The sequence below is a fragment of the Paenibacillus xylanilyticus genome (assembly GCF_013359935.1).
GTDB classification, from domain to species: Bacteria; Bacillota; Bacilli; order Paenibacillales; family Paenibacillaceae; genus Paenibacillus; species Paenibacillus xylanilyticus.
In genome coordinates, this window is sequence record NZ_JABMCB010000176.1 from 14,639 (window position 1) to 36,443 (window position 21,805).

The following is a 21,805-nucleotide window of genomic DNA, read 5'->3' on the forward strand; positions in this document are numbered from 1 at the left end:
AACCCATTATCCTCTAAATCGTGATTTTTTTTGCTACTGGTTTTAACGTGTTGATTAATGGATAGATATTATTGAGGCGTTTAAAGAAGGGGAGATTGAGCACTCGGAGGGGGTATCTGTAGCCGAGGGGCTTTATTTCGTTGGTTTACCATGGCAGACCTTTTGAGAATACAATGGTTGGATGGGGTCAATATGTTACTCAGATGAATTGAGCAGAGTTAACTATATTCATCTATGTAACATATCTTAATCGTAATCCTTTCGTTTTTTTGACCTTTACTATAAAATAAGTAGTAATGGTGAATAGGAAGGTGATTTATAAGATGACCAGAAAGCCACCCTTATCGAAGATTGTGATACTACATGTCTTGGCTCTCAGGATGATTATAAACAAGCTAAGACTCAAATGATTGAAGAACATGTGGCAGTTCAAGTGGCAGACTGGTTTAAGGCATTTAGTGATCCTACTCGAGTTAAAATAATACATGCTTTATTACAGAGAGAACTATGTGTTCATGATCTTACTGTTCTTCTTGAAATGGGACAGTCCGCGATTTCTCACCAGCTGCGTTATTTAAGAAATATGAGAATCGTTAAGCGCCGAAAAGAGGGAAAGACTGTTTTTTATTCATTAGATGATACTCATATTGAACAAATATTCACACAAACTCTTCAGCATACTATGCATGAAAATTAAACATTAAAGGTATCTGCTTATGGCAGGTGCTTTTTTATTTTGATCTCATACGATTTATTGACAATTAAATTTTCATTTGCGTATAATGAGTTTATATACAAACGTATGAGCATTTGTTCATATATCGAAATTGAATTTATCTCTGGAGAGGAGTGAGCGTTATATGGAAGCACAGCAACAGAAGGTCAGAAAAGACTTAATATTAGATGGTTTAGACTGCGCGAACTGTGCTATGAAGATTGAGAACGGCGTTAAGAAAATTGATGGAGTTAGTACTTGTTCTGTAAATTTCGTAACTAAAACTTTAACTTTAGAGACTGATGAGGGAAGAGCAGAAAGTATTGTATCAAAAGCCAAAGAAAAGGTGAAGACATTAGAGCCTCATATACGTGTAATTGAAAAAGGTGAATCTTCATCAAGAAGTGGCTCCAAAGGTACAGAAGAACATCATAGTCATGAAGATGCTCACGATCATGCCCACGACCATGGAAATGAGAACACCAAACGTATGTTAACCCGGTTAATTATTGGTACTCTTATTGCTGCTGGTGCGTGGTTCTCTTCTTTTTCTGGCTATATAGAGTTCTCACTGTTCGCATTAGCTTATATCATAATTGGTGGCGACATTGTATTCAGAGCAATCAAAAATCTTGTCAGGGGTCAAGTTTTTGATGAAAACTTTTTGATGGCCATTGCAACGGTGGGAGCTTTTGCGATACAAGAATATCCCGAAGGTGTAGCCGTCATGTTGTTTTATCAAGTAGGAGAGATGTTCCAAAGCATTGCTGTAAATCGTTCTCGAAAATCGATCAGTTCACTCCTGGATATCCGTCCAGACTACGCAAACTTAAAAATAGGTGACGAAATAGAACGTGTATCTCCTGAAGAAGTGAAGATCGGAGACATCATTTTAGTAAAGCCTGGTGAAAGGGTTCCGTTAGATGGCAAAGTCATTGAAGGTGTATCTGCTATGGATACTTCTGCTCTAACTGGAGAATCTGTTCCAAGAGAAGTGGAGCCAGGTCATGATGTGCTCAGTGGCTTTATAAACAAAAATGGTGTGTTAACGATAGAAGTAGCGAAGGAGTTTGCTGAATCAACTGTATCCAAAATATTAGATTTGGTTCAGAATGCCAGCAGCAAGAAAGCACCAACAGAGAACTTCATCACAAAGTTTGCTCGCTATTATACACCAGTAGTAGTGATCATTGCTGTACTGCTTGCTGTGGTACCTCCTCTCATTGTAAGTGGAGCTACTTTCTCAGAATGGATTTACCGTGCACTTATATTTTTAGTTATCTCTTGCCCTTGCGCATTGGTGGTCTCCATTCCACTTGGCTTCTTTGGAGGAATCGGTGCAGCATCAAAGAATGGAGTGTTGGTTAAAGGGAGTAACTACTTGGAAGCCCTAAATGATGTGAAATATGTCGTCTTTGATAAGACGGGAACCCTAACTAAGGGAGCATTTACGGTTACAAGCATTCAAACTGGAGGGCATATTTCTAAAGAGCAACTCTTGAAATATGCAGCTTATGCAGAAGCTCACTCAACTCATCCCATCGCCGAATCCATTAGAGCTGCTTATGGTGAAAGTATAAATGAGAACGAGTTAGTGGAGTATAATGAGATTTCAGGACATGGTATTAAGGTTAAGGTCGATGGAAAAGAAGTACTTGCTGGTAATGCAAAACTAATGGTTAAGGAACAAATTCGTTATGATCAACCAGCTGACTTAGGTACAATAGTGCACTTGAGCATTGATAATGAATATGCAGGGTATATCGTCATTTCTGATGAGGTGAAAGAAGATTCCTTAGAAGCCATTCAATCATTGAAAAAGCTTGGAATTAAAAAAACAGTCATGCTCACTGGTGATTCAAAAATAGTGGGAGAAGCGGTTGGACGCCAGCTTGGAGTAGACCAAGTGCATGCAGAGTTGCTCCCACAAAACAAAGTAGAAGAAATTGAAAAATTAGATCAAGAAAAAGCGTCAAAAGAGAAAATCGCGTTTGTTGGTGATGGAATTAATGATACGCCGGTATTGGCGAGGGCAGATGTAGGAATTGCTATGGGCGGACTTGGATCTGATGCTGCTATTGAGGCAGCAGATATAGTCATTATGACTGATGAGCCGTCAAAGATTACAACGGCTATTAGGATAGCAAAAAGGACAAGAAGAATAGTGTGGCAGAACATTATTTTTGCTCTCGGAGTGAAGGTGGTTTTCTTGCTCCTTGGTGCATTTGGTATTGCAACGATGTGGGAAGCGGTATTCTCAGACGTTGGTGTCACTTTGTTGGCTGTATTAAATGCAGTACGAATACTGAAAAGTTCATAAGCATAATTAGGCTTCGACAGAACACCTTAAGTAAACAGGCGAGGGTTACAACTTGTCTTTTCTTAAGGTGTTTTTTTATGGGAGAATTCTTTGGGAAGATCACGCCGTTAAAGTGTTTATTTTAGCAGCTTAGTTGCTCTTTTCTTTTGTCATATCACAAACACTAATCTTTAAAAGGTTCATGTTTTGTTTACAATCAAATCATCCTTAGATCATGGTGATTGACTAGACTAAGGTTGTTTACTTTGTGTACAGGACTTTAGCAAGCGATTTGCATTATGTTACTAACAATTAGATCGACTGTGAACCTACACTTACATAGAGAATTCTAAATAAGTTAACGCTCTTTTAATTGATCTTCTCTGCTGTCAGATAAGATAATAATTTCTGTTTATATGTCGTCGCAAAAGTTGACAAGGTAGTGATAAATAAACTACATTATGTAGGGTAACAAAATTTTAATAATTTCGCCATGTCTCGAATGCAATTATTGATAATTTTAGAGTTTTTAGTAACTTTGTGGCGATGTAGGACAAGCAGCGTTCTATCAATCATAAGGCCATTAAACTCAATGAAAGAAATAATTCAAATCTAAAATATGTACAAGGATGGGAATTAAGTTGAAAAAGACAGCAACTGCACTTGCAATAAGTTTGATTACAATCACAATTCTTAGTCCTGCTTATAGTCATGCAGCATCAGGCATTAGTGATATTGATAATGAGTTGGAAAAGCTCAAACAACAGTCTAATTCGGCAATATCGGAACAGGAAAAAGCTGAAAAGAAGAAGAAGGAAGCCGTTTACTATAAGCAAAAGCAAGAGACATATTTGAAGAGCATCATGAAGCAAATAGAAAATGTAAGTAACGAGCTTGCAACTGTCTCTTACAATATTGAAACAACGGAAGAAAATTTACGCTTTACAAAAAAAGAGTTGGAAGCTGCAGAAGAAAGAATTGATGCTCGTGAGGACGTACTAGCATCCCGAGTGCGTTTGATGTACACCGATGGTACAATTTCCTATTTGGATGTGCTGTTATCATCTACTAGTTTTATTGACTTCCTTCAGCGTATGGATTCTCTGAAAATGATTGTGGACCAAGACCAGAATCTATTAGTTGAGCATAAGAAAGATAAGCAGCTTGTTGTAGAGAAGAAGCAACAGCTTGATAGGCAGTATGCGGAACATAAGCGGCTATATGTAGAGAAGAAAGCCCACAAGACAGAGCTCGCTAGTAAGGAGCAAGAGAAGCAGAAGCTTATTCTTGGATACGAGAAAGAGATTGAAACACAAAGTGAGCTCAGTGATAGGCAAGATCAAATGCTAGTTGAAATTGCGTTAAAGCGGTCGGCACTGGTTCAAGAAAAAAATACGCTGAAAGAAGAGCAGGCTGCAAGAGCTGCAAAAGCTAAAGCAGCTGCAGAAGAGGCTGAAAGAAGAGAAAAACTACAGAAGGTTTCTAGCTCTAGCACTAAATCAAGCTCCAGCAGTTCTTCCAATGGAAGCGGAGTGTTAGGGATGCCAATTCAAGGTGCAACCATTTCATCAAACTTTGGACCACGTGTCCACCCCATAACAGGTGAGTTAGGAAAAATGCATAATGGGACTGATTTTGCTGCTCCTCAGGGTACGAGTATATATGCTGCAGAAGATGGGGTTGTCATTATGGCAGAATGGTATGGCGGATATGGCAATACAGTTATCGTCGATCATGGGGATGGTTTATGGACTCTATATCCTCACATTAGGGAGAACGGTATTCAAGTAAAAGAAGGTGAATCAGTATCCCGAGGTAAAAAAATCGCAGAAGTAGGTTCAACAGGGAATTCAACAGGTCCACATCTGCACTTTGAAGTCCGTGTGAATGGAACTCCACAGAACCCATTAAGCTATTTATAGAGCATTAGTTCAAAAGGTCTTTGCAATGATTATTATTCGTACTAATGATAACAAGGATTACAGGTAGGAATATTTCGGATAGTAGGATAGTTAAAAAGTGCGTTGCAAGAGGTTGAACCTCTTGCAACGCACTTTTTAACATAGATTGGGTCATATTAATCTGAAGATTTGATTGTGATTGCTTAGTTAAATTGGCATTGAACTTTAATTAGTTTAAACTATAGTTTGTAGTTGGAAACAGAAATAGTAAATAAGAACGAAACTTTTCTGGAAGAGGTAGCTAAAATATGCGAGTAAAGAGATTCCATCTAGATGAAGAAGGTATCAATAAATTTTTTGGTTCTTTAGAAGCCAAAATTATGGAGATTTTGTGGAACAATAGCAAGATGACAATTAAACAAGTCCATGAGTTAATAAATGCAGAATCCCCCATCTCATTGAACGCAGTCATGACGGTAATGACAAGACTGACTGATAAAGATTATTTAATAAAAGAATCAAGTGGCCGGGGAAGAACGAGATTAACTTTTTTCTCAGCACCTACAACTAAAGAAGAATTTATTCAGGCGCAAACCCAAGCAGTCACTGATGGACTGATTGCTGACTTTGGTTCATATATGGTTCGTAATTTAATTGAAAGTTTGGACAAAGCCGACCCTGAGCTGATTCAACAACTAGAAAACAAATTGAAGGAATTAAAAAATGAATAGTTATTCGAAGATACTAATTGACCCAAAGCGGGCTTTGTTCGTGGCGATAGTTATATGCAGTTTGGTTATTTTTCAGATGGGCTATGTTATATATCATCAGCTTCAAGATGTACCAAGTAACGATAATATAATTTTATTGCTTCAGGCTACTATTACGGATATGTTTGTGAATCATGTAACTACCGAAATGATTATCAATGCTTTTATTGCCTTTTCAGTTATAACCTTTGGGTATCAAGTATTTAATCAATATTTACGTTATATGAATATGAAGAAACTCCTTTTCCAGATGGAGAAGTTAGAGTTATCTAATGGGTATTCAGAAAAATACAACTCCCTAAAAATAAAAATAAAAGTGGTATCACATCCAAACAAAATAGCAATGTCAGCTGGATTCTTTAAATCAGACATTATCCTTTCAACGAGTCTATTAGATCAATTTAATGATGAGGAAATTAGGGCAATTATTTACCATGAATATTATCATTGTACAAAACGTCATCCCTTTTACACGGTTATTTTAAAAATATTATCTGAATGTTATATTTTTTTGCCGGTAATAAAAAAATTAGCTAGCTACTATGAAGTTGAAATGGAATTAAAAGCAGATCAATTTGTAATAAATAAAATGAAAAGTACAAGACAGATAGGAAACGTTTTATTGAGTCTGATTAAGGAACATAAAAGGGAACCGATGCTTAAAGGTGTTCATTTAGCTCATGTAGCTATAAATTATCGACTGCAACAGATTATTTATCCTAATGCCAAGCTAACTGTCCCTATTTTAGAGACACATACGATTCTCGTCTCTATGATCACACCGATCGTTATGGGAATAATTCTGATAATCGACTGTGCCTAATATATATCTAAGTGAAAGCTTGTAACCTCATGACTTGAAGTTCTCGTTATTAAAAAGAATCGTGTGGGTGACCTCCCGAGAGTTAAACGTATGGCTACATCGGCAGATGGTGGTCCCTATCGCGAAGTAACCGTTGTGCATAGCGAAAAAAACTATGGTGCGCCGTCATTCCTCAAAGTAAATAAACGATTTTTTTCCTTATAGAAAAATGTGTAAATTCAAGTTGGTGTTTCCCTGGAAACTGGAGTGAGTTATCCCGTCGAACTAAAGATGAAAGCCATAGAAATGAGATTGGCGAGGTACCCTTGAAAGAAGTTATGAAAAAGCTGAATATACGGAATATCATATCTGAAAACGTGGATGGGGTAAGAAGAAGTTCATCGTCTGGAGCAACCCATAGGCAAGCATTATAAACTATGGCAAGTTGCACTCAACACAGGTTTCGATATAGATATCTTAGGATCACTGCTTGCTTCGATCAGAAGGTTTCATAATCTTTTAATTAATGATATTTCGTACTATGTCCAATATGTAAGATGAAACCTAAACTAGAAGATATTCCTAATGGAGTCGCTATTTTAGCGGCTTTTTTATGTTATCGGTACAAGTTCGTGTCCCGAGCCAAGGGTAAGAACTTGTACCGATTACCGATAAGGACAAGAACTTTTGATCCCATTATTTTCAATTATTTTTAGGATTGTTGTTGCGCTGATTGCGCAATTTACTGCACATAACTCAAGTTAGGCGTAGTTTATTTGAATTTCTTGCTAATATATCGACATAGTCTCTATCTCTACAACCGTGAACACTACATAACAAAATATTATTTTAATCTTCAAATTACTCTTCAACATAGAATGCTCCTGTTGGCGTGAATTTTCAAGGTGAACTTGAAGTTCAATATTCCTTTTGCTGAATCATGATAAAATAGATTTGTAGAGAAATTTGTTAGACTACGACTTGAGGGGGATAAAATGGAGACAGAGTTGATTTCCATAAGAGAAGAATACGAAGAACTTATTGGCCTAGCTTCCAACGCAACAGGAGTTGATAAAAGGCGCAGAGGATTTGCATTCGAGCGATTACTGTATAAGCTTTTTAATTTTGAACAACTTGAACCGCGCACAGGATACAGACCTTTGGGTGAGCAAATTGATGGCTCTATTTATCTTGACGGACGTATATATCTACTGGAAGCCAAGTGGCATGCAGAGCCACTACCAGCTTCAACCCTCTACCAGTTCAAAGGCAAGGTCGAAGGTAAGTTGGCAGGTACAATTGGAATATTTATTTCAATGTCAGGATATGCAGAAGACGCCGTTGATGCACTAGTTTTAGGTAAGACGCTAAATATTATTTTACTCGACCAAAGAGACTTAGATGTTGCTATAGCTCGTAGTCTTGGATTTACAAATGTTCTCAAACGTAAGCTTCGTATGGCTGCTGAGGAAGGAGCTATTTATTTCCCTTCTGAAGGTGAGATCGTGACCGCTGAAAAGAAAAAACTCGTAGAGATCGATCTTCTTCATTATGACCATGTCTCAGGTGGGGTAGTGACTACGCAAGCAATTGATGCAACTACAGCTGATTTATTAATTGTATGCGAAGGTGATACTGACCGTGAAATAATTGCCCTACTGTCTGAAAGGATTCTAGGTAAAGCGGGTTCAAATCGGTCAATTAAAATTACTGTTGCAAGGGGCAAGATCACAATTCCCCGTGTAGCGAATGCTTTGTGGAATACTTTTTATTCAGAATCTAAGGTCTTAATAGTGACCGATGGTGATGATGATCCTGTTAGGACAAAAGAAATGTTGCAGAAAGGCCTCGAATTTAACGAGTGGATTGCTGCTATCCCTAATCCTTCTATTGAAGTATGGCTTGACCTCGACGTTAGTCTGATGAAAAAATGGAGATTAGAGCATCGCCTTGAGCAATGTCGTCAAGCAGCGAGTAATTTAGAAATTGAAGAATTGCTGAAGAGAGATGAGCAGTTTGCTTTATTCCACGATGCAATCCTCGGGAAATGAGAGATCTTACTAGGTGAGAACTAGGAAATACTGCTGTTATAGAACCTTTATAATTTATTCAGGTAATTAAGAAACGATAATTGAAGGCTGATGCAAAGATGTTCTCACTGCATGTATCTCGCTAATTTTATTTTAAAGGAGTAATACATAATGAAACTATCAAAAGTCAAAGTTCTTAATTTCCGTAACTTAAAATGTATTGATATCAGTTTAAATAGAATTACGATTCTAATCGGTGAAAATAATAGTGGAAAAAGTAATTTACTAAAAGCCATCACACTTCCATTTTTAAACGACGAGGTAGGAAATTTAAGTAAAAAATTAGGATGGCATGACATAAATAATTCAGCTAAGGAAATGTATTTTAACTTTTTAAAGACAAACAAAGAACGAATAACGAACCAAGAAATAAACATAGAAGAGTTTATTAAGATTGTGCCTATAGTTACAGTAGATGTATCATTTTCTCCTGATGGATCAGACGAATATTACATACATAAATGGATTACTGCTATGGATGAAGAAGTGCCACAATACAGTATTCAATATAAATATGCTGTACAAGACCACCAAAAACTATTAGAACTAGTTACTAATATTCTGATGACGAACTCATCCATTGATAATATTAAAATGAACCTCCTACCCATTGAGTTTTACAAATATACGATACAAGTACCTCTCACAGAAGATCCAGTATCCTTTAGTGATCTTATTAATTTCAAATATAACTCCCTCGCTGCGGAGAGAGACGATTTTTCAATTAAGAATAACCAGTTAGGTTCTAGAGCTTTAGTGAATTTATTACAAAACAAGCTTAGTGATGAGCAGAAGGTAGCTGTAGAAAAATCTTATGAGGACTTTTTCTCAGATCTCAAGCACATCAGTAAATTAGAGGGAGTTTTTAATTGGCAAGAAGATTCTGCCTTAGAGAACGCAAAAGACTTTTTCAAAGAAATTACATTGCTCCCGAATATGCCAAGCATGGGTTCATTATTGAACAATCTAAGACTCGGTTTTGGCGAAGAATATTTGAACACTCAAGGATTAGGTTACCGTAACTTAATTTATTTGCTTGTGATGATAAATTCTTTAAAAGTACATACCGACAGTGCTTTAAATATATTAACAATTGAGGAGCCTGAGGCACATTTATGTGTCAGTAATGAGCATCTCCTTGGCAGTTTTTTTAATTCGATTTTGAATTCGAGTAGTAACTTACAGTTGTTCCTCTCAACACATAGCACAGAATTTGTTAATAAACTCGAATTACAAAACGTTGTTGTTTTAGCAAATGGATCTGCATTTTCTTTAAAGGACACAATTACCTCACAAGAATTGAACTATTTAGCCAAAAAGCCTAACTTAGATTTTCTAAAGTTTCTTTTCTCTAGAAATTGCATTTTAGTAGAGGGGCCCACTGAAGAGATGCTTATAAAGGCATACCTGAGTTCTAATGCTAATTCCTTGTACGATATAGAGGTTATAGCCTTGCATAAAGGCTTCACTAAGATGTTGGACATTTGGCTTAAAATAAACCAGTATACTACCAGTAGAATAGGAATTATTAGGGATTATGATGACCAACCAAATGCACAAATAAATCATGAAAGATATAATGAGTATTCAAACATATATGTAACGACAACAACTGAATATACTCTAGAACCAGAGTTCGTAAAGACGAGCACTAATTTTAAGAAAATGAATGAGTATTTTACTCAAAATCACGGGTGGGAGAAGTGCACAAGCCCTGAGGAGTTATCAGAACGTTGGAGATCGGCAAAAGCTTCTACTATGTTGAGGTTTTGTAGGGATTTTGGTAAAAATGAGCTTACCAATATAGTGCTACCTAAGCACATAGCTAATGTTCTTGAATTCTTAAAAAGTGGAGAGAAAAAATGAATATAATAGTTGCTGGAGCTGGGGCTGGGAAAACAACCTCTATGGCTAGTCATATTCTGAACCGGTTGGAAAAAGTTGAGGATGGAAAGATACTCTACGTAATTACTTACACTAATTCTGCAAAGAATAAAATTCGAGAATTGATTATTGAGAATAAAGGGATCATCCCGAAACAATTACGAATTGAAACCATCCATGCTTTCCTTCTCCATGAAGTCATTTACCCATTTCATCATTTACTATTCGAAGGACATTTTAATAGTGTTTCATATATAAATTTACCTACAAATAGAGCATTCTCTGCTGGGAAATTAAAGGAACTAAAACAAAATAATTATATCCACGTAGAGAAAGTGACGGAAACTGCTAAATGGATTCTGTGCAAGAAGACTGGTGACAATAGGTTAATTAAAGAGAAACGCGAAAAAATCATCAATACCATTTCAAGATATTTAGATTGTGTTTATATTGATGAGGCTCAAGACATGGATGAACATATGACTCAGATAGTCAAACTTTTAGATAATAAAGGGTTATATATATTCTTAATTGGAGATCCGAAGCAAGATTTACGTGGTCGTAATTTTTTCTCAAATTTGGTCATACAACATCAAGAGGCGGTTGTCTATGAACCTACTAATCATAGAAGTCCACTATCACATGTTAATTTCTCGAATCATTACATTCCTTTTGAACAAAAGCAAATTCCACTATCTAAGATAGAAGGGGAAATAAAATTTGTGCTCGAAAAAGAGATTGAATCAAGCGAAGATTTCTTTAATAACCAAAATTGGGATAGGATTTATATATATCAAAAAAACAATCGATTTAACACTCATGAAAAAGATAAAGCTAGCAATCATAATTTGATTTTTGAACTCGAGAAACTAATTTCTAGAACAACTGATAATGAGAAAGAAAGAAAATTAATTCAGTATGAATTGCTAAAAGATATTTTCTCTAGACTAAAAGATTCCAACAATAACGAAATATTATTACTCATAGAGAAAGTTTTAAATTTGAAATTGAACTCACAAGACAAAGCCAAGATACATGATTCATTGAAGATTGCTAATGAAAAATCCCATTCACCAGGTATTTTGGTAAACTCAATTGACTCTATAAAAGGACTAGAAGGAGAAAAGTGTTTATTCATTGTTACTACAGAAATTGCAGAGTATTTGCTTGGTATAAAAAAAGATCAGAATAAAATGATGAATTATCTATATGTAGCGCTCACAAGATCAAAGAGAGAACTTGTGCTATTTATCACCCTAGAGGTACACCTGAAATATACAATCCAAAACTGGGAGGCCTTTCTTTCTAGTAAAAAAATAAGTAAATACATCTCAGTTCCATTAGCGCCCTAGGAAGATTATTTAAATAACATGAAAGGGAAAAATAGAGTAATAATTGTACGATCAAAAAATCATACAGAGGAAGTGTTAACTTGATTAAAGAATACATAATACCCAATATTTCTATATATTTGGATTTGATAAGAACTAATGATTTTCACAATTATATTTTCAGAGGACAAAACGAAGCTTACAACGGAATTCAAGCTAGTGGTTTTAGATCATATTCAGGTAGCGCAGAGGCAAGTAAATATTATGATATTGAGGAAATGAAAAAGCAATTCTATAGTAAAGTAGTTAGAAAAATATCAGAAGAAGAGAAACAATATTTTTTAGCATTTTGCCAACATCACGGCTTACCTACAAATTTGGTTGACTTCACTACATCTCCTTTGGTCGCTCTATTCTTTGCTTGTTACGGAAAAGACCAACTTACTAGTAATGAAGCAGAAATCTACCTTATTAATAAGAAAAAGTTGATTGATATTACTCCATTACTTCTGCAGAATGAGAATTTTTTTGAATTGTTAATTCAAACTAAAGATGCTCAATTAAAGTTGTTTTCCAATTTACGAAAAATGTTCGCAAATCAAGCTCATGATTTGCCAAATTATATTAACAAACTGATCGAATGCTATGAATTAAACAATATAGATATCGATGGCGAAGAGCTGACTGAGAGTGTAGATCTGGATGAAGAATTCTTAGAGGATGATTATGACAATCTGAAAAAACTTACTGATTTTAAAGGGAAAAACGACGTTATCGAACTTTATTACTTTCTCGCTAATGAGATTTATGACGAAAATATTACTCATGGGGAAGTATATCACTTAAATAATGCAGAGTATTATTCTAATGAGGAACTGGGTATAAGAGTCTTTTTTGCTTTATTAATAAATTTGCTTCAGCTCCAATATAGAAACATTGATAAGCCCCTTAAACTGGATCTTAATGTTTACTTCACTTATCAACCTCCAGATCTTTTTGATAGAATTATTAATCAAAAGGGAATGTTCATTTACCAATTATATTTGTCAAAAACGGATGAACATAATAAACATAGAATGCTACGTTTTCAATCTATACAACCGGATTTTATTATTAAGATTCAGAATCATCAGGCAATTTTAAATGAACTCAACTTATTAGGAATAAATATCGAAAGTATTTATGGAGATTTTGATAACATTGCTAAATCGATTAAATTTAATCAACAGTATACTTTGAATTCTTAAAAAGAAAAGTCACAATTTAACGAAGTGAACTTTTTAATAATGTTAAGAAGATCATTTTTGACTTATTATTTAGAGACTAAGAGCATCTAACAGATCTAAGTAGTGGGGTCTAGCACATTCCTCCAAAAAAAAGAAACGTAAAGCTTAGATCCCTAGAAAGCTGCCGTTAGGCAGCTTCTTTGTTTTTTCTTTACTCAGATGATGAATAAATTTAATTTGAACCGTCAATACCATTCACTATCTTAAAAAAGGAGTAAACACATAGTGAGCATAGATAAAATAAGTCATTTTGTTCAATCACCCCACTACGAGGAGATGTTTTTCTCTGGAGCTAAAGTAAATATTCTAAGACAACTAATCAGTGAATATCAGGCTTCTCTTGGATTACAGCGGCTTGAGTGGGCTGAGCGGAATGTGGTCGGCAAATTCATTGCAACTAAACATTACGATTTGAATAATGATCAGTTATATGAGCTACTAGATAGTCATGGTGTGCTCCCTAAGACTGTTCGAATTAAATGGAATAGTTTAAATGAGCTGGAACAACACTCACTTCAGGAGAACTGTTTAGCCAGCAAGCCATACTTAAAATTCACTCCAAAGAGGATCAATCAAGAGGAACGTGATGGGGGACACATCAGCTACAGAAATGACTTGGTGAACTATGGCATAGACGGGTTATTAGCTAATTGGAAACAACAAAAATGGATCTACTCTAGGTTGTTTGATCAATGGAATGCTTTACGTGTTTCTGCTCTAACGGAGATGCTTAAGACCAAACAAATCACGATATCCCTGTCTGAAGGAAAGCTAAGTGTAGTTATACCTGATCCATGCGTCGATACTAACGCTGCATTTCAATGGGGAGGAACAGAACTACTACAGCGATGTGGAAAGATTGATATGGAACAAGTAAAGTTATTAGCAGCCAAAGGCTACTATTCGATGACTGAGGTTCAGAAACACTTAAAGGTAGTGGATGTAAGGACAAAGTATATTCTCCTGACATTAACAAGTGAACGTAATATGATGGAGGGAATGATTCAACAATCTAACCGGTATTCTTGGGTGAATCTACGTAGCCAAAAGGGATGGGAAGTTTAAATTGAATATGTAATAAAAAGCCGACGTCTAAAGACATCGGCTTTTTAGTTTAGTTATCAAAAATTTCAGATAAGAGCAGGTTAACCTTTTTGAGATCAGAAGACTTCATTGGCCAGAGCTTCTCATTGATCTCGTTTAATAGCTTTTCCTTGTCATTGTTTCCAACTTTAACATACTTACTGTAATGAAAAAGTTCGTGGACACTAACTTGGAGCGCATCTGCAATCTTTTGAAGGTTTAACAAGGTTATGTTTTTCTCGGCACGCTCAACGCCCCCAATATAGGAGAAGTGGAAGCCCGCCATTTCTCCTAATTCTTCCTGCGAATATCCTTGTTTTTTCCGTAATTCCCGGACACGTTGTCCCACTAATCTTAATACAGGTTCGTTCATTGCTACACCTCTAATTTAGTCTAAACAATGCGAAACCCTCGATACATTAATGTATATAGATTATTTTTAAAAAATGATAAGTTTATATATCATTTCAAATGGACATAAATAATAGGGGAGGTGGAGAGGATGAATGAAAAACTCAAACTCAAAGCAGGTATTGAAATTGCTACGGTAACGGCAAATGGAATTTTGTTTAACGGAAGAATGTATACCAATCGAGAAGTGATCAAAAAGAAGTGGTTTGACGCAGCTAGAGATCAAGGAGAGTGGAAGATTCCAATTGTTCATATCAAAGACTATCAAGAAGCAATTCTGATCATTTCTATAAAGTTTCAAGAGGTCAGTGTCGCTACATGGGTAAGCTTAGAAAAGAGAAACGTAAAGGATGTGAATGAGTACCACGATCGATTGAATCAACTAAAGCAGCTTAAGAAAAGCATTAGAAAACAGATAAACTAAATATAGAAAAAAAGCCTTGCTTAAAGCGAACAAGGCCCAATAGATCTATTATTTATTCATGTAAGCTCGACAAAATAAAGTACTTCTCAAGAGATTCAATATTTCGTTGGGCTAGCTGCTGTTTCAAATTGCGGATATTATTTGTTTCTGCATACTGAAAACCAAAAGAATGAGTAAGCTGGCGAACAGTAACCTCTGAAGTTCCAAATTTAGAAGCGTATTTTTTAACCATTGCCTGAATAGTACGCTTTGAAATTCGTTGACCATGTGATTCTCCGTTAGGTTTTGCTAAAAATAAGGCCGCCTCATCAGGATTAGGGGCATAAGTGCCAATTCTAACTTTCAAGTACTCATACAAAAAAGTTTTGGCACTTTCTCCAAACATGATTCGATGTTTCTTTCTTACTTGTGACTGTTGCCTGGTCACCATAACGTAGCCATCTTGGATGCAAATATCATTGAGATCCAGATTGACAATATCACTTACTAAGATTCCAGATTCCAATAACAAGGTGATGATGCTAACATCCCGGTTTCGATTTTGGTTATGAAACCATTGTGCTTGAGGATTATTTAGTTTTGACACGTCTTGTTGAACAAACTTAACGAATGCAGGGATTTCGTTGACACGTAGAATTTTGTCCTGCAATTGATGTGCGACTTCACTAGTGTTTTTAGGTCTTTTCATGGTAAAACTAGCAAAAACATTACGTCTTAAAATAGGGTTGCCGTCGTTATCAAATTCTTGATGTAGGGACCCAAACATGGATCGTAACGATAGAATTTTCCGGCACATAGAGGAATGTTGTAATTTCTTGGAATACGTTAAGTGATTCATATATTGTTTTACATGATCTGCATTTATATCATTAAACAAAGCTAAAGTCAGCTTACTTATTTCAACATGTGGCCATAGTTTTGGCGATATCCAGTTAAAGAATATACCAAAATCTCTTACGTACTCTAAAGCAGAAGAGGGAGAAAGGTTATTGTCTAACTTATTTTTTATGAAAATTTGTACGGGTTGAGGCATCTCATTCAATCGGATTAAGACTAGTTCTAAATCTTTACGTTCTTGTACTTTCATATTATCACGCACCCTTTGGTCCTTTTTCAGGTTGTGTTCCCACTGTGCTTATGTTTTATACATTCACGAGGTAATTTCTTAGGTCGGGTTATCATTTTGAAATTGTATTTTTAAACAATGTTTCAAGAGGCAAATTCAACGCTTCTAGAAGTAAATATAGATTATAAGCACTAATTACACGCCCACCTCTTTCAATATTAGCAATTGAAGATCGGGCAAGATGAAATTCCTGACATAGCTCCTCTTGTGTTTGATTCTTCAGCTTTCGAAGATCACGTAAACATCCTCCAAGCCATTTATAGAATTCTTTTTCAGACATCTTAGACTCCTCCATCTATCATTCTATTACTATTTAGTATGTTCATAGAGAGACAACATTTATACATAGATGTGTATAAGAATTTAATTTTTTGTTCATACATTAGAACAAGTAGGAAGGGATGATCATGATGGACAGAGGCGGATTCATAAAATATCAGCCAATTAAGATCCCGAGAGGAACAAAATATGGAAATAATTATTGGATTCCACGGGGAAATAAGATAGGAAAACGAACTCTTGATCTCTATAGTGATTTAGAATTCGAGCATTGGCTTACTGTGGAAACAAATCCTGAAGTAATTGGATACTGTGAGCAGCCTTTAGAGATATCATATCTCCTAAATGGGAGGCTGCGTAAATCGATCTTTGATATGTGGATTCTATATCGAGATCATTCTGAAACGTTTGTCGAAGTGAAATATGAAAAGGAATTAACTTCAACAGAGCCGAGGTATGATCGAACTAAACGTCAGATTGAGGCTCAACGAGAGTGGTGTAGAAAGAACAATATAGCTTATGAAGTTCGTACAGAAAAAACAATCAGAAAGGGGAGACACTCCATTGAAAATAGGATCGCAATTACGACCGCAGTACTAAACAGTAGAAAGCCAGTATGTACTTTAGAAGTACTACATAGCGTTTCTTTGCACAAGAAAACAATTTCAAATGTTTTTTGTGAATTACCTCAGTATCCAGAAGATCAGGTCAACCTAGCACTTAAATGGTTGTATTATGAAGGGCAGGTTTGTGCGAACATTGAAGATCAAATCTTTGGAAAGAGTTTGGAGGTTTATAGGAATGAGTAGAGAACGAGTGTATGAACAAAGCGGCTTAGCAATGGAACAAACGAATTTAGAATATTGGCCTACAGTTGATGAAAGCACTTTAGATGAATCAGAACGTTTTATATACATTAACCGTAAAAAAGCTGTGACAATGTATTTTCAAAGAGTCAGCTTAGAAGAAATCAAACAGGAAACCGGAATAGTGCGTCAAAACGTTAGGAGATTCACTAAACGTTGTATGCAATATGATCAAACAGGTATTGTTTGGGGATTTAGAGCATTGATTCCTCAAAAGAATGTAAAAGAATATCAATTGGATTTATTCACTAAGAAGCAGAACAACTTGCGAAGGACAGGAGAGTTCAATCGTTTCCTAGACAAATATCCTGATATTCGAGAGCTTTTAGAAGACCTTTTTCGTGGAAGAAAGGGACGCTCTATAGAACCAGTCATGAAAGTAAAGTACATTCATAAACGTTTCGTTGATGAATGCCGTAAGAAAGGAATTACACAAGCAGAATACCCCTTGAATACAGAATGGATGGGATATAAAGCAGTACAGCGGTATGTAAAACGGATTTCTTATGAATATTTTTCTAGATCTGCCGAACGACATGGGGACGATGCATTACAAAAAGCGAGACACGTTGGTGAAGGACAACAAAATCAACTTTCCAACTTGTTCCCCTTTCAGAAAGTCCAATTCGACGCCCACAGAATTGATGGTTACTTTGTGGTCGAAATACCTACTCCTGATGGGGATATTATGACTGAGGTATTAGAACGTTTCTGGGTTCTGACGATTATTGATGTAGCGACCAGAAATATTTTGGGATACCACATTAGTTTAAATCATGAATATAGTGCAAGTGATTTTATGCAATGCGCACGTAATGCTGTAATGCCACATAAACGATTAGAACTTACGATTCCAGGATTGTCCTACCATCCAGAAGGAGGCTTCCCATCAGAGAAGTTTCCGGAAATAGCCTGGGCTGTATGGGATGTTATTTGCTTGGACAATGCTAAAGCCCATTATGCTCGAATGGTGAAAAATCGCCTGGAGAACTTAATCGGTTGCTTCATGAATTTTGGACCGGTAGCTCTTCCCATGAGAAGAGGAATTATCGAACGTTTTTTTCAGACTTTAGAGGAAAACGGGTTTCACCGTTTACCTAACACTACAGGAAGTGGACCAAAGGATCCGAGAAGAAAAAATCCGGAACAACAAGCCATTCAATTGAATATCACTTATGATCATTTAAAACAACTCATTGATGTATTAATCTCAAATTATAATGGGACACCTCACGGTGGAATCTACCATCAAACTCCATTAGAACTCCTTGAGAAAAGAATGAACACCTCGGGGCTAATGCCACGAATTTTAGAGGAAGATAAAAGATCGGAGATACTCTTTATGCAAACGATACAAAAACGAACAATACGTGGATCATTAAAATCAGGTAAGAAGCCGTATATAGAATACGAAGGAGTTCCTTATCGAAGTGACAGACTTGCGAATTTAGCTTACTTGATAAATACCGAGATTACACTTCATGTGAACGTTGATGATCTTCGGACACTGAAAGCATTTCTACCCGATGGAAGCGAACTTGGATATTTGACAGCAAGCGGACGATGGTCTTTAACTCCACACTCTCTGCAAACAAGAAAAGCTATCAATTCCTTAGTAAGGAAGAAATTGATACATCTAACCACTTGGGATGATCCGATCTTTGTTTATACTAACTATATTATGAATCAAAAAAAATCTAAAAAAATGGTTAATAAACAGATCAAGATCATGGAGGAGAGTACGTATAAGCCTGACAACGCACCCAGTGAACAAAAAAAGGCTTTGGAAGAAGCTAGTTTCCAACATGAAAGGTTGGATAAAGTACGTCAAGAGCAAATGTATAAAGAACAGCTCAGTGAAATGGAAGATTACGATCGACTGGCCAAACAATTCAAAACCAAGATGTACTAATAAAGGAGAAGATCTACATGGATAAACAAATTGTACCTATTGGGACACACCCTATTGAAGTGGGCTTCTATAAACTCCCGACTAAAGAAGTGGTTCGATTAATGGAAAACATAAAAAAAATTGTAACGAACCGATTACCTGGGATGATTGTATATGGGCGCCCACGTTTAGGAAAAACAACCGCACTGAAGTTTGCATTAGAGAATTTACCAAATTATCTTCAATCACCAATCCCCATTTTTATAGCCAACAGTAACTCATACAGGGTCCCTAGTGAGGAGAAGTTTTACTCTGACCTACTGTATGATTTTAATTTCCCGTTTGTTGCACGTAGAAAACCTGGTGAAATGAGAAACCAAATTGTGAACTTGCTAAAAGAGAAAGCAGAAACTTCGGGTACAAGAAGAGTCATCGTAATTATGGATGAGGGCCAAAATTTAACCGAAGCTCATTATCAATGGTTAATAGACATCTATAATCAACTAGATCGTTCAAGGATCAGTATGTCAGTGATTTGTGTTGGCCAAGAAGAATTATTGACTAGAAGGACTTTTTTCCTTGGGCAAAGGAAATCACAAATTATCGGTCGTTTTATGACACATGAGCACCGTTTTTTTGGTATTACATCACAAGGAGACATTAAAAGTGTACTTCGCTGCTACGATTCAGCTGAAATTTCGGAGTACCCCGAAAACAGCAATTGTAGCTTTACGCAATACTTTTTTCCGGAAGGTTATGAAAAAGGACAGCGTTTAGAGAAAGACACTAATATTATTTATCGTCATTTCACTGACCTTCGTAAGCAGCATGGTGTAACATCAAAGCTTGAAATTCCAATGGAGTACTTTACCTATGCCGTGGAAAATGCTTTGAAAATATACGGAACTCATGGGGAGAAACTTGAATGGATTACTTCACAGCAGTGGTTGGAGGCCATTAAATTAACTGGTTATATTGAATCTGAGATCTATATGACACTGGCTCATAAGGAAGTTAAGGAATGAATATTGTCTGGAGGAAAGATTGGATACATGAGTACGAATCACCTTGGTCAGTATTTGAAAAATTAGCTTTAGTTAACCTAATAAATCGAAACGAGATTTTATATGTTTTTGGCAGCAAAAAAGTCAAAAAAATCAAACAGCACATTGGTGATACTCATCGTGATCTTTTGCGATTAAACGGATTTGATCTTGAGAAACTTCATCAAACACTGGATTACAAACTAAAAGAACATAGTGATAACATCATTATGCAGTTGCTTGCACCTTTTTACGATTTTTATGGCGTTTGGGATCCTTGGTTTCACGATGATTTGCAGTGGTGTCCGCAGTGCATGGAGGGGGGGTTCCATTCTTGGTTACATCAGTTTAAGCTCTTCGATACATGTGCATTTCATGAAAATAAACTTATTGATACCTGTCCAAAATGTATGCAGACAATACCTTTCTTATTGTCTAACAAACAGCTGGAAAGTGCTTTTCAATGTAAGTGTGGACATATACTTGCTACTCTTGGTTTTTCAAATTGGAACGATTGGAAGGAGTCCCCTCAATTAAATCAGTCTATACTTAGCTGGCTTGAATTTAACATGAATTCAGTAAACGAGCAGCAAACGAAATGGATTGTTCATGAACAACATTGTAATTTAACATTGTTACTTCAAAATGAGCCTGAAGAAATTAAGTATTTTGATCCAATAGAACCTATTCAACAAGATTATCTTTATTCAAACTTGTTTCGAAAAGAACAGCAAAAAATTTGCTCAAATGCCTTTCAAATAGTAGAAGAAAGTTTATTACAAGAATTCCTTGGGAACCATCAGGACTGCATCACTCAATTAATAGATCTAAGAAAAAAGGATGACATGTCTGATTTCCCAACAATTTGCCCCTATGCATATACTTATGTTTTTTGGAGAAAATCATTATTGATGGAAGAGCGTTTTTATGGATTTAATCCTTTCAATAATGAATTGATTTCTACTAAAGCTCCTTTATTAATTGAAGAGCATCTAGAGCACTTTACAACACAACTTATAAATTATCAAATAAAGATGCACAATAGTATTGATAGAAGAATTATATTGTGGGTTCTTGAAAAATTAGTCACTCAGTTTAGTGAAAATTTCTTCGATGCATGGTTTGATATAGCAGGGAAGGGATGTGAAGAGATCAGTGTTCCTCCTTGGAAAGAAGTCATTAAAATGAGAGACCGAGCGTTTCCGAATATTGCTCTCAAATGTAGAACTGATGAGCTAGGAACTTACGTCGAGTACCATCATGGTGAAAATACTGAGACGACACTGTTTAACAAATACGAATGCATATATCAAAATGAAAATATTCGACTCAACATTAAAGAAATGAGTTCTTATACACCACCAGCAGTTGCGCTAATGCTCAGAGGCAACACACCTGATGAGGATAAAAAGATACTCCAAAAATCAATTGAAGCATATGTGAAAAAATTAAATTTTTAAAACCGTTAAATCTTGTGATATGATGATATAACGGTTTTTTTGTTGTAAGAAAGGGCAGAATAACAACAATGGAACAATGTTCTTGTCCTTTAAGGAACAATGTTTTTGTCCTATGCAAACGGACAAAAGTTGCCTACCAAATGC

17 protein-coding genes and 2 pseudogenes are annotated in these 21,805 nt (G+C 35.9%); 16 read left to right on the forward strand and 3 right to left on the reverse strand.

The features are described from left to right. Positions 1–343 precede the first annotated feature (343 nt). The 11 genes and pseudogenes from HP552_RS10655 (at position 344) to HP552_RS10700 (ending at position 14,143) form a co-directional block, all read left to right on the forward strand. Positions 344–697 carry an ArsR/SmtB family transcription factor gene (locus HP552_RS10655; RefSeq protein ID WP_029881674.1) on the forward strand — a complete coding sequence of 118 codons (354 nt, stop codon included), beginning with the start codon at positions 344–346 and terminating at the stop codon, positions 695–697. A gap of 127 nt (positions 698–824) precedes the next feature. Continuing rightward, positions 825–3,035 (forward strand): annotated as a pseudogene (locus tag HP552_RS10660) (heavy metal translocating P-type ATPase); the annotation flags it as partial. Between the two features lie 620 nt (positions 3,036–3,655). Continuing rightward, entirely contained in the window at positions 3,656–4,936 is a 1,281-nt protein-coding gene (locus HP552_RS10665; RefSeq protein ID WP_024634432.1) for a murein hydrolase activator EnvC family protein, read from the forward strand. A gap of 287 nt (positions 4,937–5,223) precedes the next feature. Continuing rightward, positions 5,224–5,646, forward strand: a complete 423-nt coding sequence (locus HP552_RS10670) for a BlaI/MecI/CopY family transcriptional regulator (protein ID WP_024630797.1) — start codon at positions 5,224–5,226, stop codon at positions 5,644–5,646. A gap of 40 nt (positions 5,647–5,686) precedes the next feature. Further along, the gene (locus tag HP552_RS10675; protein ID WP_161634268.1) at positions 5,687–6,508 is read left to right on the forward strand and encodes a M56 family metallopeptidase; all 822 of its coding nucleotides are present in this window, start codon (positions 5,687–5,689) and stop codon (positions 6,506–6,508) included. Positions 6,509–6,742: 234 nt separating this feature from the next. Beyond that, a pseudogene (locus HP552_RS34975) lies at positions 6,743–6,874 on the forward strand (IS3 family transposase); the annotation flags it as partial. A 608-nt stretch (positions 6,875–7,482) separates the two neighbouring features. After that, positions 7,483–8,538, forward strand: a complete 1,056-nt coding sequence (locus HP552_RS10680) for a TOPRIM nucleotidyl transferase/hydrolase domain-containing protein (protein WP_024630799.1) — start codon at positions 7,483–7,485, stop codon at positions 8,536–8,538. Between the two features lie 150 nt (positions 8,539–8,688). Further along, complete coding sequence (locus HP552_RS10685; RefSeq protein ID WP_175395482.1) at positions 8,689–10,443, forward strand: ATP-dependent nuclease; 1,755 nt, start codon at positions 8,689–8,691, stop codon at positions 10,441–10,443. Next, entirely contained in the window at positions 10,440–11,813 is a 1,374-nt protein-coding gene (locus tag HP552_RS10690) for a UvrD-helicase domain-containing protein (RefSeq protein ID WP_024630801.1), read from the forward strand. Before HP552_RS10685 ends, HP552_RS10690 begins: the two co-directional genes overlap by 4 nt. Before the next feature lie 80 nt (positions 11,814–11,893). Further along, the gene (locus HP552_RS10695) at positions 11,894–13,039 is read left to right on the forward strand and encodes an FRG domain-containing protein (RefSeq protein WP_024630802.1); all 1,146 of its coding nucleotides are present in this window, start codon (positions 11,894–11,896) and stop codon (positions 13,037–13,039) included. A 264-nt stretch (positions 13,040–13,303) separates the two neighbouring features. Continuing rightward, positions 13,304–14,143, forward strand: a complete 840-nt coding sequence (locus HP552_RS10700; RefSeq protein ID WP_024630803.1) for a hypothetical protein — start codon at positions 13,304–13,306, stop codon at positions 14,141–14,143. Between the two features lie 49 nt (positions 14,144–14,192). On the opposite strand, the gene HP552_RS10705 is transcribed toward HP552_RS10700, so the two are convergent. Next, a complete protein-coding gene (locus HP552_RS10705; protein ID WP_024630804.1) occupies positions 14,193–14,534 on the reverse strand; it encodes a helix-turn-helix domain-containing protein in 342 nt (113 codons plus the stop codon). Between the two features lie 129 nt (positions 14,535–14,663). Between HP552_RS10705 and HP552_RS10710 the strand changes: the two genes are divergently transcribed. Further along, on the forward strand, positions 14,664–14,996 hold the full coding sequence (locus HP552_RS10710; protein ID WP_024630805.1) for a hypothetical protein: 333 nt from the start codon (positions 14,664–14,666) through the stop codon (positions 14,994–14,996). 52 nt (positions 14,997–15,048) lie between these two features. Here the strand turns inward: HP552_RS10710 and HP552_RS10715 are convergent, their stop codons facing one another. Beyond that, positions 15,049–16,083: a tyrosine-type recombinase/integrase gene (locus tag HP552_RS10715; RefSeq protein WP_024630806.1), complete on the reverse strand. Its 1,035-nt coding sequence runs from the start codon at positions 16,081–16,083 to the stop codon at positions 15,049–15,051. A gap of 91 nt (positions 16,084–16,174) precedes the next feature. After that, positions 16,175–16,402, reverse strand: a complete 228-nt coding sequence (locus tag HP552_RS10720; protein ID WP_024630807.1) for a helix-turn-helix domain-containing protein — start codon at positions 16,400–16,402, stop codon at positions 16,175–16,177. A gap of 127 nt (positions 16,403–16,529) precedes the next feature. Here HP552_RS10720 and HP552_RS10725 point away from each other — a divergent pair, with 127 nt between their 5' ends. The 4 genes from HP552_RS10725 to HP552_RS10740 are packed head-to-tail and all read left to right on the forward strand — an operon-like array spanning position 16,530 to position 21,661. After that, positions 16,530–17,210 (forward strand): TnsA endonuclease N-terminal domain-containing protein, encoded by a 681-nt coding sequence (locus HP552_RS10725; RefSeq protein ID WP_024630808.1) that lies wholly within the window; start codon positions 16,530–16,532, stop codon positions 17,208–17,210. Continuing rightward, entirely contained in the window at positions 17,203–19,179 is a 1,977-nt protein-coding gene (locus HP552_RS10730; protein WP_024630809.1) for a TnsB C-terminal domain-containing protein, read from the forward strand. The genes HP552_RS10725 and HP552_RS10730 overlap by 8 nt, the downstream gene beginning before the upstream one ends. Before the next feature lie 17 nt (positions 19,180–19,196). Continuing rightward, positions 19,197–20,183: an ATP-binding protein gene (locus HP552_RS10735; RefSeq protein WP_024630810.1), complete on the forward strand. Its 987-nt coding sequence runs from the start codon at positions 19,197–19,199 to the stop codon at positions 20,181–20,183. After that, on the forward strand, positions 20,180–21,661 hold the full coding sequence (locus HP552_RS10740) for a hypothetical protein (RefSeq protein WP_024630811.1): 1,482 nt from the start codon (positions 20,180–20,182) through the stop codon (positions 21,659–21,661). Before HP552_RS10735 ends, HP552_RS10740 begins: the two co-directional genes overlap by 4 nt. The last annotated feature ends 144 nt before the right edge of the window (positions 21,662–21,805 follow it).